We start from the raw sequence: 15,058 nt of genomic DNA on the forward strand, positions 1-15,058 counted from the left end.
ATACCCCATCCTCCTCTTCCTGTCTTGTCCGGGAATTCCCACAATTCCACACGCAATTCCCTAGCGTTCAATGTTCTCAAGCGCATTCACGGTCAAAAGGCTTGTTTCCACATTCAGCTTCCGCAGCTTGTGCACCATTTCTTTGGACTCATCCGACCTATTGCGAACCTCTTCAGCCACCTTAGACGCATGGGATGCCGTTTCTGCAAAGAAACGTCCAGTCGTCCGGATCTGTTCTTTGACTTGCTGCAACTCGCCGATCGCCTCGCCGCTGTGCTTAAGAACCGTATGACACTGTACTTGAATATTCTGAATATTCTGTACAATTTCACCAAACAGCCGGTTGGCGTCAATCACCTGCTGCCGCCCGGTTTCTACCTGCTTCAAACTGACTTCAGACCGCTCAATCATATCAGAGGTATCCGCTTTCATCCCCTGTAGCACCCCTTCTATATCGGAAACGGTCTTCGCTGCTGCTTCCGACAAATCTTTTATATTGACGGCCGCCACGGAAAACACTTTGCCCTGAACACCGGCGTGCCCCGCCTCAATGCTTTTTAACATTCCCTCAATCTGCTCGCAGCGCAGATTAAGCTGGCTGGCCAGTTCATTGACCTTTTGTGCGGAGAAGAAAGTTTCTTCCATCTCCTGCATCGTTTGCTGCATGTTCTGTGCGCCTTCCATGGACAGACCGCTTGTTTTTTCCATATTCTGCAGGACAATTTTTATACTGTTATCTGTGTTGCCCACCGAGGCATCAATGGTCTGCATATATTCGTCGCAGGTATGCATCAATTGCATCTGCTGCCGCATCTGAACAGAGAGCACATTCAAATCTCTGATGACGCTTTCCAGGACGATTGAAAAATCCGTAATCTCCCCATTCACCTCACCCGTGGAGTTATGGATTTTCTCAATCACTGTATTCAGTGTATTTTTTAACAGAGCGGTATTGTCGTCCTTCAGGGCTTCCTTCTGCACTTCCCGCCTGTCCATCAAGCGAATAAACGGCAGATAAATCAGAATGCCTGCAGCAATATTGACGACCTGGAGGATGCTGCCGGACAGGTGCCCGCCGGTTGCCAGATATCCGCTGATCAAAGGCGGCATCGCCCAATGCACCTCCGTTACAACCCGGGCAACCAGACCGAGAGACATCGCACTCCATGAAACCAGCGTTATCGTGAGCGGCGTGAGCAAAAAAGGAATCAGCAAAATGGGGTTCAGGATTACAGGAAAGCCGAACAACATAATTTCATTCATGTTGAAGAGCGCGAATACACCGCCCATTTTGGCGATGCTGCGCATATACCGGCTCCTGGCAATAATCAACACTGCGATGATGATGCACAGCGATGTGCCCGCTCCCCCCATAAATACAAAAGTATCCAGAAAGCCCTTGCTGATAATGTCAAGCTGTTCGTTAAAAGCATCGTGATCCAAGGCATATTGGCTGGCATTATGGATGAGATTCTCGCCGAAGGCGCTGACCATGATGCTGTCCATCACATTTCCGCCATGAATACCGAAGAACCAGAAAATATGAATGCCGAATACCAGTAACAAGGTACCGCCCAGTCCGCCTCCATCGGCCGCTGAAAAAAGAAGCGACAGGGCAGTATAAATCCACTCGTCAACCCCTTTGCCGGAGGTCGTCAATACGATGCCGTTTGTGAGGGCAATGCTGAAAATGGACAGCATGACGGGGAAAAGAGCCTCAAACAATTGCCGCACTTCCTCCGCCGTATCCTCCGAAATATTGATTTTAAGCCTGGAAAATGCATGGTACAGCTCGGTGGCCAGAATCGCGATTAAAATAGCTCCGAAAAGCCCGCTGGAACCCAATTGGCTCAGCGAGATGCCGCCATCCGAGGTTGTAACGCAAATGGTCAGATAGGCGGATACACTTGTGAGGGCTGAGAGCGTACCGTTCAGTTTATAGGCATTACCGAGATAATAGCCCAAAGTCCATGCAATCAAAATCGCCATGATGGCTGTGCTGCCCAGCCAAATCGCGCCATTTACCGCCCGGATCATCTGTCCAACCGGGGTGGACAGACCTGCCTGCACTATGTCAATGGGCATATTATTGATCAGCGATGCTATAGAACCCAGGATGATTACCGGCAGCGTGATGGTAAACGCTTTTTTAATAGAGATGATATAACGGTTTTGGAATAGTCTGTCAGCTGCCTGCAAGATGTTTTCCATGGTCATTCCTCCTAATATTAATCCACGCCCCCACGCAGAAGATGACATATTATAGCATAATCAATGGTTGTGTTCAAGTACATTTCAATCCACGTCCCCACGCAGAGGACGACTCTCATTGCTTTTCTCTCCCTACCGGCTGTGGATCGAAATGTTTATTATGTTAGTCGAGTGCAGCCAGCCGAAGCAATTTGTATCTTCTATATTCGATTGACCGCACTCTTTTTCTATCAATATCGCCTTCAACACATTTCTTCATTATTTCTATAATTCCTGGTTATGGACACACCCGTCCTTTCCGTGGTACAATATGTACACCAAAACAGAAAGGAACATACCAGAGATGAAATACGATTTTACATCAATCCTGAACCGTAAAAACATGGACGCCATCGCCGTGGACGCCCTGGGCCACGGCACCGCCCCCGGCGCCCCCAAGGAGGGCTTCGACCCCATCCCCATGTGGGTGGCGGACATGAATTTCCCAACCGTCCCCACGGTGCAGGAAGCGATCATCGCCCGCACAAAGGAGCCTCATTTCGGCTACTTCTCCCCCAGGGAGGAATACCTGGACGCGATCGTCCGGTGGCAGGAGACCCGCAACGGCGCCACAGGCCTCACCAGGGAATGCATCGGCTATGAGAACGGCGTGCTGGGCGGCGTGGTCAGCGCCCTGAACGTGTTCTGCTCCAGAGGGGACAATGTGCTCCTCCACTCCCCCACCTATGTGGGCTTTACCGGGGCCCTGGGCAACAATGGCTACAGAATCGTCCACAGCCCGCTGGTCCTGGACGAGAACGGTACATACCGCATGGACTTTGCGGACATGGAGAAGAAGATCACGGAGAACCGGATTCATGCCGCCGTGTTCTGTTCCCCCCACAATCCCTGCGGCCGTGTCTGGGAGAGATGGGAAGTGGAGCAGTTCATGGAGCTGTGCCGGAAGCACGACGTGATGGTGGTCTCCGATGAGATCTGGTCGGACATCATCCTGGAAGGGTATAAGCATGTGCCCACCCAGAGCGTCAGCCAGGATGCCCGTAACCGCACCGTGGCGGTCTACGCGCCCTCCAAGACCTTCAACCTGGCAGGCCTGGTGGGCAGCTACCATATCATTTATAATGAAGCCCTCAGGGACCGGGTGGACAAGGAGTCCTCCCTCTCTTATTACAACAGCATGAATGTCCTTTCCATGTACGCCCTGATCGGCGCTTATAAACCTGAGGGCTACGAGTGGGTGGACGAGCTGCGCCAGACGATCACCGGCAATGTGGACTTTGCCTGCGCCTACATCGCGGAGCATTTCCACGGCGTGAAGGTCTCCAGGCCCCAGGGCACTTACATGCTGTTCCTGGACTGCACGGAGTGGTGCGAAGCCCATGGAAAGACCATCGACGAACTGGAGCAGGCCGGATGGGACGTGGGCGTGGCCTGGCAGGACGGAAGGGCGTTCCACGGCCCCTGCCATATCCGCATGAACCTGGCCCTGCCCCTCTCCCGGGTGCAGGAGGCCTTCCACAGGCTGGACAAGTATGTGTTCAATGCCTGAACCTTTTCCCGAGGGGAGCGGCAGGAACGGGAATGCCAAGGCCTGAATACACGGATTCCCGGCCGAACTGAACAGCGCCAGACAAGAACCAGGCTTTTTGAAAGCCTGGTTTTTGCGACAATCTTTAAGAAAAATTAAGATGGATCTCCGCATTATTTTTAGAAAAAAATGGTATGCTGTCACATAAGACAAAAGAAGGGCATTCCTTGGATATAAAGGTATTGGCAGAATGAAAAGCATGGACAAAACAATCGGCACAGATAGGATGGATGAAATGAAATTCGAAAACCAGGGCACAGACCAGGCCCCCGGAGACGGCCTGGTCTGCAGGGGCGCGGAATCCCTGTCCGGCCTCACGTCCAAAGAGGTGGAGGAGCGCATGGCCGGAGGGCTCGTGAATGTCAGCCACATCACCACCGACAAGACCACGGGACAGATTGTAGCTTCCAATCTCTTTACCTATTTCAACCTGATCTTCCTGATCCTGGCAGTGCTGCTGTGCCTGGTGGGCTCCTACCGGAACCTGACCTTCCTGCCGGTGGTCATCGGCAACACGGTCATCGGTATCCTGCAGGAGCTGCGGGCGAAGCGGGTCCTGGACAAGATGAACATGCTCAATGCCCCCCATGCGGTGGCAGTGCGGGACGGCAGGCAGATCCGGCTTCCCTCGGAGGAGCTGGTGCAGGACGATGTGGTGCTGCTCTCAGCCGGGGACCAGATCTGCGCGGACGCAAAGGTGCTCAGCGGGAACCTGTCCGTGAACGAATCCCTTCTCACCGGGGAGGCGGATGAAATCCGGAAAGAGGCCGGCTGCGACCTCCTCTCGGGCAGCTTCGTGGTGGCAGGGCAGTGTCTGGCCAGGCTGGAGCGGGTGGGGGACGCATCCTATATCTCCAGGCTCACCGCACAGGCCAAGGCCCTGGGCAGCGGGGAGCAGTCGGAGATGGTGCGCTCCATCAACCAACTGGTGAAATGGGTCGGCATCCTGATCATTCCGGTGGGCGCCATCCTGTTCTCCCAGGCCTACTTCATGAACCGGGAGACCCTCCGCACCAGCATCGTGTCCATGATAGCGGCCGTCATCGGCATGATTCCGGAGGGCCTATATCTGCTGACCACGGCTGCCCTGGCCCTGAGCACCATCCGCCTGGCGGGGCGCAGCGTCCTGCTCCATGACATGAAGAGCATCGAGGCCCTGGCCCGTGTGGACGTGCTGTGCGTGGATAAGACCGGAACCATCACGGAGCCGGGGATGCAGGTGGCGGAAGTCCTGTGCCGGGACAGCGGGGAAGATCCGCCCAGGGCACAGGCCCTGTCCGAGACCGGGGGGAATCTGCGGGAACTGGACCTGCTGCTTGCGGATTACGCCGCTGCCATAGAGGACAACAATGCCACCATGCAGGCCATCAGGGAATATGTAACCGGGCTTTCCCAGCGGGAGAATCTCGGGGAAGGCATCGGGGAGAATGCCGGTTCCTCTATGGACCAGGCAGCTACCGCCCCCCGGGCCCCTCTGGCCACCCTGCCCTTTTCCTCCTCCCGGAAATACAGCGCCGTCCGGTTCTCCGACGGGGAATATGTGCTGGGCGCTCCGGAGTCCGTGATGGGGGAAGACTATCCCTCCATAGCCGGGGAGATCGGGCCTTATCTGAAAAAGGGCTACCGGGTGCTGGTGATGGGAAAATGCGGGGACGCTGTGACAGGCATGTCAATGATCCCGGAGCCGGAAGACGATGAATGCCGGCGGGCTCCGAACCAGGCGGCCGGAAAAACGACATGCATGTCAGGTGCGATGTCGCAGCAAAGCCCGCAGACCCACAGCCTTCCGGAGAGAGTCTGCCCACTCGGCTATGTCATACTCTCCAACCCCATCCGGGAAAATGCCAGGGAGACCTTCGCCTACTTTAAGGAACAGGGCGTCCATGTGAAAGTGGTTTCCGGGGACAATCCGGAGACAGTCTCGGAAGTGGCCAGGCGCGCAGGCATAGAGGGCGCGGAGCGCTTCGTGGACGCAGGGACCCTGCAGTCAGAGGAGGCGCTGGCCGCGGCAGCCAGCCAGTATACAGTCTTCGGGCGGGTGACGCCCGGGCAGAAGCAGCTCCTGGTGCAGGCCCTGCAGAAATCAGGCCATACCGTGGCCATGACCGGGGACGGCGTCAATGACATCCTGGCCATGAAGGACGCGGACTGCAGCGTGGCCATGGCCTCGGGCAGCGAGGCGGCGGCCCAGGCAGCCCAGGTGGTCCTGCTGGATTCCGATTTTGCCCACATGCCCAATGTGGTGTGGGAGGGGCGGCGGGTGGTGAACAATATCCAGCGGTCGGCCAGCTTATTTCTGGTGAAGAACATCTTCTCTCTCCTGCTGGCCCTGTTCTCCGCCGTGCTTGCCATCACCTATCCCCTGGAGCCCTCCCAGATATCGCTGATCGGCATGTTCACCATCGGGCTCCCCGGGTTCCTGCTGGCCCTGGAGCCCAACCGGGAGCGGATAGAAGGGCATTTCATCCGCAATGTCCTGCTTAAGGCCCTGCCTGCAGGGCTCACGGACGTGCTGGCGGTAGGCGCTCTGGTGGTCTGCGGCCAGGCCCTGTCCCTGCCGAAGGAGGGCATCGCCACGGCCTCCACCATGCTGCTGGCCGTGGTGGGCTTCATGATCCTGGGCAAGATCAGCTACCCCTTCAACCGCATGAAATGGGGCATCCTTGCGCTGAACCTGTTCTGCCTGGCCTTCTCCGGCCTCTTCCTGGGCAAGCTGTTCGCCATCAGCGCCATGTCGGAAATCTGCATCCTGCTGATGGTGGTGTTCGGCTTTGCCGCCGAGTCCCTGTTCCGCTATCTGTCCATGGCGGTGGAGTGGGCAGCCGGACAGGGCCTGGGCAAAAGGTTCAGGAGGGCCCTGTCGGCGCTGCTGCTGAAGTCTTGACCCCACCGGTCATTCTTCCCCACACGCCTTGTCAGCCATTCCGCGGCCATGTCCCTCCCAAGCCCGCTTCCCTTATGCATACGGCTCCCCGGCTTCCGGAAGCGCTGCGGCCCATGGGAAGCAAAATCCCGCCCTCGGCTGCCCCTTCCGGCAGGGACTGGTCGTGGCTGATTGCAATGACCAGCGCATTCCGGGCGACTCTGTCAAGCTCCTTCCAGATCAGCAGGCTGTGCTGCCTGTCCACTCCCGCAAAGGGCTCGTCCAGCAGATAGACGGCGGAATCCTCCAGAAGGGCCCTGGCCAGAAGCAGGCATTTGCGCTGGCCGCCGGAGAATTCAGCCCCTCCGTTGACCACATGGGTCTCCAGCCCCTTTTCCAGCCCCAGAATCCATCTGTCCAGTCCCAGCCTCCCCAGCAGCGCCAGAATCCTTTCATCGTCCGCCCTGGTCCGCCACAGAATGTTGTCCCGGACAGTCCCTTGAAACAGCGCGTCTTCCTGGGTCATATAGACGATCTGGCTCCGGAGGCTCTTCAGGGAATATTCCCTCAGGCTTCTCCCGAACAGGCAGAGCGTTCCAGACTCATAGGGGTATATCCCCGTCAGCAGCCGGAAAAAGGTGGTCTTCCCCTTTCCGCTTTCTCCGCTCATGACATAGAGGCCCCTGCTCCCCAGCTCCAGGTCCAGATCCTCATACACGCTGTGTCCCCCCGGACGGCACGCCACTCCCCGGGCCAGAATCCCCGATTCCGCCCGGAGCTCGAAGCCCATATCCCTCCCGTCTAACGGCTCCTCTTCCAGATCCAGGATATCGTGCAGCCTGCGAAAGCTCACGAGCCAGCGCTGGAAAGCCCCATAGCCGAAGGAAATCCCTGAAATCATGGCAGTGATCAGCGCCGCCATCTGATACAGGACCACCATTCCCCCCAGCCCGATTTCCCCTCTCTGGTACAGGATACAGCCCGCAAAAAGCATCCCCACACTCTGGAGATACTGCAGCAATGTCCCTCCCAGCCCCTCCGCCGTCTTCTGGACCGCCAGCCTGCGGGAAAGCCGCCTGAAATCGGCAAGATTCCCCAGCATCTTCTCCTCAAAGGCGTCCACGAGCCCGCAGAGCCTCACTGTCAGGCCGTTTAGGAAGCCCTCGCCGCAGAGGCCCACGGCAGCCGCCTGATTCTCCTGAAGCCCTGCGATGGTGGCGCGCTCCTTCCGGATGACCAGCACCTGGGCGGTCCAGCACAGGATGCCCACGCCATAGACCAGGACGCACAGCCTCCAGTGGACGGCCGCCACGGTGACGGTAGCGCCGATTCCGGAAATCAGCAGCATCAGCGGCATCAGTATAACGGAGGCCACCGTCTCCACATCCGAATTCATCCGGGACAGCAGCTCCCCCTTCTGGCCCATGCCGGACACCCCGTCGTACCGGGCCTTCAATATACTATCATACAAAATGGCACGCAGCCGGTTCTCCACCTTATGTACGGTCACCGACTGCCAGAATATCCCCAGGGTGTCAAATGCCAGAAAGGCCAGGACGCACAGCGCCAGGAAAGCCAGCTGCCCTGTCAGGTCCCCCGCCCTGCCCCCGCCCGCCAAATCCAGCACGCTGCTGCCGATGAAGGCCGTAAGCCAGGTGATCAGGAAATTGCGGCACGCCACCATGGTGGTGCTCACGGCGTAAGGAACCGCCCATCTGCCCATTTTCCGCAGTAAAATCCGGTTATTCATCTCTTCGCCCTCTTATCCCCTCTCCATGTGTCCTTTTTGTTCCCCATAGCCCTTCCGCGGGCTATCCCGGAGCCCCTATCTCCACTGTGCAGGGGGCCGCATCCAAAAGCTCTCTTTCATGGGTGATCACTATCACGATCCTCTCCTCCGACAGTTCTCCCAGAAAGGCCGCGAATCGGTCTCTGTTGGCCCTGTCCAGCGCGCTGGTGGGCTCATCGAAGACATAGACATCCCCCCGGCGCAGCAGCGCCCTGGCCAGGCACAGCCGCTGCCTCTGCCCCCCGGAGAGCGGGCCGCCGCCTTCCGTCAGCATGGTCCCATATCCCTCCGGCATGCCCAGAATCTCCTCATGGATGCCTGTCCTTCTGCAGGCCTCCTCCACCTCTGCGGCGCTCAGGTCAAGCCCCCAGGTCAGGTTCTCCAGGACGCTTCCCCGGAACAGGACGTTCTCCTGGGCCGCCACCACGATCCTCTCCCGCAGGCTTGCCAGGCTGTATTCCTCAATCGGTACGCCGTTTATCAGGATACGTCCCGCTGTTACATCGTAAACGCCTGTCAGCAGCTTGATCAGCGTGGTCTTGCCCGCTCCGTTCCCGCCCTTTATGAAACAGGGCCTGCCGCGCTGCCAGCGCCGGGAGAAGCCCCGGAAGACCTTCTCCGGGCTGTCCGGATAGGCGAAATGTATCCCCTCAAAGACAATGTCCCTAATCTCATCCGCCTCCCGTCCCCCTTCCCGCTCTTCCTCCTGGTCCAGAAAGCCCTTCAGCCTCCCCATGCTGACCTGCGCCCTCCGGAACCGCAGGATCGTACCGTCCAGTCCCATGCCGAAGGAAAGGATATTTTCCGTCAGCGCTATCACGGTCAGCAGCTCGCCGGAGGTGATACGCCCCGCCAGAACCAGCCACCCTCCCAGGCCTGTCAGGAGGACAATCGTCACAAAGGCACCCGCCAGCATGGGAAGCCCCAGAACCGCCTCCCAGAGGGCCACGTTCCGCTTCTTTTTCTGAAGCGCCGCCAGCTTTTCCCCATACTCTCCCAGAAAGGCCTCCTCCCTGCCGGAAGCCTTTATCGCCTCCAGGTTGTGCAGCCCTGTGGCCACGCTCTGATTCGCCCGTTCCAGAGCCTCCCGGTATTCTTCCGTCCCCCTTGCCACGGGCCTGCTCATCCCCCGCAGAAGCAGCACGGGAAGGGCCGTCACAAGGATGGCGGCAATCCCCAAAAGCAGGTCCAGCCAGAACAGCAGCCCTACGGCGATCAGCCATCCCGCCAGATCCGGAAGCGCCTTTCCCAGCAGCCGGTCCACAAAGCCGTCGATCTGGCCCACATCCGTTATATAGCGGGCGGAGATTCCGCCCAAATCGTTTTTTCCCAAAGCCTCCATGGAGCTGTGCAGGATCTTGCGCTGGATCCTGCGGTAGATATCTTCCCGCATCTCGGCGGACAGCATCTGCCTGGTATAGAGCAGCAGCTGAGACACCCCCAGAAGCAGAGCTGCCACAGCCGGGAGATACGCCCCCGGTTTCCCGCTGTCCAGCGCCTCTCCTATGCTCCATCGAAGCAGCACGTTTCCCGCCGCCAGCGCCGTGGTCGCGGTCAGCACAATGGCCAGCCTCCCCCTCTCATCCCCTCTTTTCATCCCGTGGCTCATTCTGGCGCCTTTCCTGCACGGGCCCGGCGCTGTCCTCTTCCCCATGGCCCAGCAGGAGCCTGCGGATTTCTCGCGCTTTCTCCAGATAGGCGGGCTTTCCCAGGGCCTCTGCCAGAATCGACAGGTGGAGCTCCGCAGACCAGGCCAGGGGCTCCAGAGCCGCTTTTGCGGTTTCATGCCTCTCCTCGCCCTCCAGGAAGAACACCAGCGCGTTCTCCCGGGCCTTGTACAGATTCGGCAGCTTCCCCGCCTGTTCCAGGGCCTTTTTCTGCTCCCCGTTCTTCCAATAGGAGAAGCAGATGTTGTACTGGGTGGCGCTGCGCACCTGCGAATCCTCTCCGTAGCGGAGGATCTGCTCCTGAAGGGCTATGGATTCCCTCAGGTATTTCGCCTTCTCCTCCTTCGTCCCATCCAGCTTTTCAAGGGATGTGGAGAGCTGTACCAGCAGCAGGCCGTCATTCGGAAATGTCCTCAGGGAATCCCGCATGAGGACGACGTTCTCCTGATGCCGTCCCCTCCTGTTGTTCTCCTTCCAGAGGCGGTTGACTTCATCGTATTTCTCCGCCTTTGCCATCTGGTCCATGCCGATCAGGACGTCCACGCTTACGCCGAAATAATGGGCCAGCGCAGGCAGCATGGTGATGTCCGGATACCCATCGCACCGCTCCCATTTGCTGACGGACTGGAAGGAAATCCCAAGGTGGGCCGCCACCTCCTCCTGGGTCAGATTCCTTTCGCGGCGCAGCCGCCTGATGTTTTCGCCTATCCGCAGATTCATGCTGTTTCCTCCCTATTCTGTGCTTCTCTTCTGCTCTTTGCTTCTTTCCTGCTCTTTGCTTCCCTTCTGCTCTTTGCTTCTTTCCTGCTCTTTGCTTCCCTTCTGCTCTTTGCTCCTTTCCTGCTCTTTGCTTCTTTCCTGCTCTTTGCTTCTTTCCTGCTCCTTGCTTCTTTTCTTTCTGCTCTGTGCTTCTTTCCTGCTCTGTGCTCCCCTTCTTCCCCTGCCGCCTTGCAGCAGGCTCCGCGCAACCGTCTCCTCCAGGATACCTGCCGGACGCCTCCCGTGCAATAACCGCATCGGCGATTTTATTCTACGTTTCATAGAATTATTCTATCCACAGGCGTTTTCTGTCCTATAGCTATTTCGGAGCGTTGCCCATGAAAGGCCAGACTGCGATTTCTTTTCCCTGAAAACGCTTGACAAGGCCATGGGAAATGATTATAATGACCATAAATACATTTTCAGTCAAACCGGAGGGATTGGGGTGCCGAAAAGCTATTCAGAGCAGGAGCGGGCATATATCAGGAAGAGGTTGAAGGAAGAGGCGGCGGACTGCCTGGCCACATATGGCGTCCGCCGCACCACAGTAGACGAAATCGTGAGGCGGGTGAATATCCCCAAGGGGACTTTCTACCTCTTTTACCAGTCAAAGGAGCTGCTTTTGTTCGAGGTGATCCAGGAGCAGCAGCAGAGCATCAACCGCAGACTGTTCCAGGTGATTTCCGGGCTCTCCGGCACAAAGGTTTCGGCGGAGGAGCTGACCGATGCGATTTACGCGTTCTATAAGATGGCGGAGGAAATGCCGATTTTGAAGCTGATCGGCACCGGCGAGGTGGAGCTGCTTGCGCGCAGACTGCCCCGGGAGGTGGTACAGGCCCATCTGCAGGACGATACGGATACCATCGGGGAAATGCTCGCGATGCTCCCTGTGAAGAAAGACGTGGACATAAATGTCGTCAGCGCCGCGTTCCACGCAGTCTATTACGTGACCCTGCACAAAGCGGAGATCGGGGAGGCTTATGACCAGGCGCTGCGCACCCTGATTTATGGCATAGTGGCGCAGCTTATCTGAATCCACATTTGTATACTGTTTTCTATCTGTTGTCCAGAAAGTCCGGCAGGCGGCCGGACTTAAAACAGGGCTTTAACTGACTATTCCGTTTGTTTTAGTCATATAGTATAAGGAGGGCATTTCCATGATTCATGTCAACCATCTTTCGTTCAGCTACACAAAACAGCCTTTTATTTCCGATATGACCTTTTCGGTCTCACCGGGCGAGATTTTTGGATTTTTAGGCCCCTCGGGAGCCGGGAAGAGCACCCTGCAGAAAGTGCTGACGGGGATGCTGGCCAGTTACCAGGGCTCTGCCATGGTGAACGGCGTGGAATGCAGGGAGCGCACAAGGGATTTTTACGAGGACATCGGGGTGGACTTTGAATTCTCCGCCCTGTATGAGAAATTGACGGCCAGGGAAAATCTGCGCTTCTTCGCATCCCTGTATGAGAAAAAGCCCTGTCCGATCGACGAGCTTCTGGAGACGGTGGGCCTGGAGCGGGATGGGGACAAGCGGGTATCCCAGTATTCCAAGGGCATGAAGGCCCGGCTGAATTTCGTCAGGGCATTGCTGCACGACCCGTCCCTGCTCTGCCTGGACGAGCCCACAAACGGCCTTGACCCTGCCAACAGCCGCATGATGAAGGATATGATCCTGGCCCAGAAGGCAAAGGGGAAGACCATCCTCCTGACTACCCACAATATGCAGGACGCAGCCGAGCTCTGCGACAGGGTGGCGTTCATCGTAAGCGGCAGGATATGCGCCCTTGACAGCCCCCACAACCTGATTATGTCCCAAGGCGCGGCCACCGTGACCTATACCTGGCTGGAAAACGGGGAGCACAGCGCAGCCTGCCCTCTTCACCGCCTGTCCGCCGACGGACAGCTTAAGCGGCTCATCTCAGAGAACCGTCTGCAGTCCATCCACAGCAGCGAGCCCACGTTGAACGACATTTTCATGGACATTACGGGGAGGACGCTGATATGAGACTGCGCAGCCTGATTTTATGGGACATACGGTTCCAGGCAAGATATGGTTTCTACTTTTTGTATGCTGTCCTGACGGCGATTTATGTGGCCGTTCTGTCTGCCGTTCCGGAGGGCGGGCGGGAAAAGGCCACGGCCATTTTGATTTTTTCCGACCCGGCCTCAATGGGCCTGTTCTTCATGGGCGCGATTGTGCTTCTGGAAAAGAGCCAGCGCACGCCTGCGGCACTGGCCCTCTCCCCTGTCCGGGCAGAGGAATACATAGCCGCGAAGGTGGTGTCCCTGTCCGCCATTTCCCTTGCGGTGGCCGCTGTACTGGCCGCAGCGGCAGGTGTGGGCGCGGGGGAGCACGGCATTGTCAAGCTCCATATCGTCCTGCCCGGCACTGTGATGTCCAGCGCGGTCTTCACGCTTTTGGGCATTATCATCGCGACGCGGATCGGCAGCCTGAACCAGTTTGTCCTATGGACCGTGCCGGTAGAGCTTGTGTGCTTTGTCCCTGCCATCCTGCATTTATTCCGGGCCGCTCCGGCCTGGCTGCGGTACTGCCCTGCCGCTGTCTGCATGGATATGGTTTCGGGCCATGCGCCCTCCCCCACAGGGGTACTGACGGTCATGGCGCTGACAGCGGTCCTGTTCGCTGCCGCAAAACATTGTGTCCTGAACATGTGGGCCCAAATGGGAGGTGCGAAGCTATGAGAGCGATCCGTTCAGGTTTTTTGCAAATGCTGGTGTTCATGCGGCGGGACATGATGCTGTCTGCCGCCTGTCTCGCGCCGGTTCTGGCGGGGCTTGGGATCCGGTTCGGCATCCCTTTCCTGGAAGACGTTTTGACGGAGCGGTTCTCCAAATCGGCAGTCCTCTCCCCCTACTATGCGCTGATCGACATATTCTTCTCCATGCTCTCCCCCGCCATGTTCTGCTTTATCTCGGCCATGGTCTCCCTGGAGGAAGCCGATGAAAAGACGGCGGCGTATCTGTTCGTCACCCCTTTGGGGAGGAAGGGCTATCTGGCCGCAAGGTTCTGCCTCCCCGGCGCAGCCTCTTTTCTGGTGACCGCAGCTCTGCTGCCTGTGTTCGGGCTGAGCACCCGCTCCCTGGCAGACATTTTATCGCTGTCGGCAGGAGGCACATTGCAGGGCGTCATCGTGGCCCTGTTGATTGTAACGTTCTCCTCCAATAAGCTGGAGGGCATGGCGGCGGCAAAGCTGTCCTCGCTCCTGATCTTCGGCGCGGCTGTGCCGTTTTTCCTCCGGCAGGGCACGCAGTATATCATGTCCCCGCTGCCCTCCTTTTGGATCGGGAAAGCGGTTTTTGAAGATACTCTTGTCTTCATGTTGCCCGCATTTGCGTCATCGGCTGTGTGGATCCGCTTTTTGCTGAGACGGTATCTGCGGAAGATATAGGGCATGGATGTTTTCCCCAAATTCTACTGGATTTTTGCCATGTTTATGCTACAATATGTACAGGACTAAACGAACGATAAGGCCATGTACAGACTGGCCCCATCATGAAGGAGGGAATACATATGTCAGGACTCATCATGCGCTTCCCAAAGGGGAAGGCAAAAGCGCTCACCCTGAGCTATGACGACGGCGTGGAGCAGGACATCAGGCTGATGGATATCATGGATAAAAACGGCCTGAAGGGTACTTTTAATCTGAACAGCGGATTGTTCGCGCCGGAGGGGACCACCTATCCGGAGGGAGCCTTCCACCGCAGGCTCACCGCCAGACAGGCCACCGAGACTTACGCCGCCAGCGGGCACGAAGTGGCTGTGCATGGGCTGACCCATCCCTTTCTGGAAAGGCTGCCGGAGAATCTGGCCATGTGGGAGCTGCTGAAAGACCGGGAGAATCTGGAGAACCAATTCCACACCATTATCCGGGGAATGGCATACCCCTTCGGCACCTACAGCGATGCCACTGTGGATTGCCTGAGAAAGGCAGGGCTGGCATACGGCAGGACGGTCATCTCCAGCCACTCCTTCGACCTGCCGGGAGACTGGCTCAGGCTGGAGGCGACCTGCCATCACAATGACCCGGAGCTGATGGGCCTTGCGAAGAAGTTCGTGGAAGAGACGCCCCTGTGGGGCTCCTGGATGTTCTACCTTTGGGGGCACAGCTATGAGTTCGAGGTGAATGTCAACTGGAATGTGATAGAAGAATTCGCCGCCTTT

At 57.6% G+C, this 15,058-nt stretch carries 10 protein-coding genes and 1 pseudogene (1 of these 11 cut by a window edge); 7 read left to right on the top strand and 4 right to left on the bottom strand.

The features are described from left to right. Positions 1 to 60: 60 nt before the first annotated feature. On the bottom strand, positions 61 to 2,211 hold the full coding sequence (locus Q2B33_RS11320) for a PTS transporter subunit EIIC (RefSeq protein WP_300799775.1): 2,151 nt from the start codon (positions 2,209 to 2,211) through the stop codon (positions 61 to 63). Positions 2,212 to 2,554: 343 nt separating this feature from the next. Between Q2B33_RS11320 and Q2B33_RS11325 the strand changes: the two genes are divergently transcribed. Continuing rightward, positions 2,555 to 3,760, top strand: a complete 1,206-nt coding sequence (locus Q2B33_RS11325; protein WP_300567293.1) for a MalY/PatB family protein — start codon at positions 2,555 to 2,557, stop codon at positions 3,758 to 3,760. A 238-nt stretch (positions 3,761 to 3,998) separates the two neighbouring features. Then, positions 3,999 to 6,683 (top strand): HAD-IC family P-type ATPase, encoded by a 2,685-nt coding sequence (locus tag Q2B33_RS11330; protein WP_300914006.1) that lies wholly within the window; start codon positions 3,999 to 4,001, stop codon positions 6,681 to 6,683. Between the two features lie 31 nt (positions 6,684 to 6,714). Here the strand turns inward: Q2B33_RS11330 and Q2B33_RS11335 are convergent, their stop codons facing one another. The 3 genes from Q2B33_RS11335 to Q2B33_RS11345 all read right to left on the bottom strand — a co-directional run bounded on the left by Q2B33_RS11335 (position 6,715) and on the right by Q2B33_RS11345 (position 10,838). Further along, on the bottom strand, positions 6,715 to 8,412 hold the full coding sequence (locus Q2B33_RS11335; protein ID WP_300567299.1) for an ABC transporter ATP-binding protein: 1,698 nt from the start codon (positions 8,410 to 8,412) through the stop codon (positions 6,715 to 6,717). Between the two features lie 61 nt (positions 8,413 to 8,473). Beyond that, a complete protein-coding gene (locus tag Q2B33_RS11340) occupies positions 8,474 to 10,048 on the bottom strand; it encodes an ABC transporter ATP-binding protein (protein WP_300567302.1) in 1,575 nt (524 codons plus the stop codon). Continuing rightward, positions 10,032 to 10,838: a helix-turn-helix domain-containing protein gene (locus Q2B33_RS11345; RefSeq protein ID WP_300567305.1), complete on the bottom strand. Its 807-nt coding sequence runs from the start codon at positions 10,836 to 10,838 to the stop codon at positions 10,032 to 10,034. The genes Q2B33_RS11340 and Q2B33_RS11345 overlap by 17 nt, the downstream gene beginning before the upstream one ends. A 484-nt stretch (positions 10,839 to 11,322) precedes the next feature. On the opposite strand from Q2B33_RS11345, the gene Q2B33_RS11350 reads away from it, so the two are divergent. The 5 genes and pseudogenes from Q2B33_RS11350 to Q2B33_RS11370 all read left to right on the top strand — a co-directional run. Continuing rightward, positions 11,323 to 11,910, top strand: a complete 588-nt coding sequence (locus tag Q2B33_RS11350; protein WP_300567308.1) for a TetR/AcrR family transcriptional regulator — start codon at positions 11,323 to 11,325, stop codon at positions 11,908 to 11,910. A 124-nt stretch (positions 11,911 to 12,034) separates the two neighbouring features. Beyond that, positions 12,035 to 12,880 carry an ABC transporter ATP-binding protein gene (locus Q2B33_RS11355; protein WP_300567311.1) on the top strand — a complete coding sequence of 282 codons (846 nt, stop codon included), beginning with the start codon at positions 12,035 to 12,037 and terminating at the stop codon, positions 12,878 to 12,880. Beyond that, on the top strand, positions 12,877 to 13,578 hold the full coding sequence (locus Q2B33_RS11360) for an ABC transporter permease (RefSeq protein ID WP_300567314.1): 702 nt from the start codon (positions 12,877 to 12,879) through the stop codon (positions 13,576 to 13,578). The genes Q2B33_RS11355 and Q2B33_RS11360 overlap by 4 nt, the downstream gene beginning before the upstream one ends. Then, the gene (locus Q2B33_RS11365) at positions 13,575 to 14,285 is read left to right on the top strand and encodes an ABC transporter permease (RefSeq protein ID WP_300567317.1); all 711 of its coding nucleotides are present in this window, start codon (positions 13,575 to 13,577) and stop codon (positions 14,283 to 14,285) included. The genes Q2B33_RS11360 and Q2B33_RS11365 overlap by 4 nt, the downstream gene beginning before the upstream one ends. A 122-nt stretch (positions 14,286 to 14,407) precedes the next feature. Continuing rightward, positions 14,408 to 15,058, top strand: a pseudogene (locus Q2B33_RS11370) (polysaccharide deacetylase family protein); it runs 204 nt beyond the window's last position.

Origin of the sequence: uncultured Acetatifactor sp., assembly GCF_948601915.1 — a bacterium.
Lineage (GTDB): Bacteria > Bacillota > Clostridia > Lachnospirales > Lachnospiraceae > Acetatifactor.

Bases quoted from the DNA above. Each gene is read 5' to 3' on its own strand.
- Q2B33_RS11320 (WP_300799775.1), bottom strand. From the start codon at position 2,211: ATGGAAAACATCTTGCAGGCAGCTGACAGACTATTCCAAAACCGTTAT.
- Q2B33_RS11340 (WP_300567302.1), bottom strand. From the start codon at position 10,048: ATGAAAAGAGGGGATGAGAGGGGGAGGCTGGCCATTGTGCTGACCGCG.
- Q2B33_RS11360 (WP_300567314.1), top strand. From the start codon at position 12,877: ATGAGACTGCGCAGCCTGATTTTATGGGACATACGGTTCCAGGCAAGA.
- Q2B33_RS11335 (WP_300567299.1), bottom strand. From the start codon at position 8,412: ATGAATAACCGGATTTTACTGCGGAAAATGGGCAGATGGGCGGTTCCT.
- Q2B33_RS11355 (WP_300567311.1), top strand. From the start codon at position 12,035: ATGATTCATGTCAACCATCTTTCGTTCAGCTACACAAAACAGCCTTTT.
- Q2B33_RS11330 (WP_300914006.1), top strand. From the start codon at position 3,999: ATGGACAAAACAATCGGCACAGATAGGATGGATGAAATGAAATTCGAA.
- Q2B33_RS11365 (WP_300567317.1), top strand. From the start codon at position 13,575: ATGAGAGCGATCCGTTCAGGTTTTTTGCAAATGCTGGTGTTCATGCGG.
- Q2B33_RS11345 (WP_300567305.1), bottom strand. From the start codon at position 10,838: ATGAATCTGCGGATAGGCGAAAACATCAGGCGGCTGCGCCGCGAAAGG.
- Q2B33_RS11325 (WP_300567293.1), top strand. From the start codon at position 2,555: ATGAAATACGATTTTACATCAATCCTGAACCGTAAAAACATGGACGCC.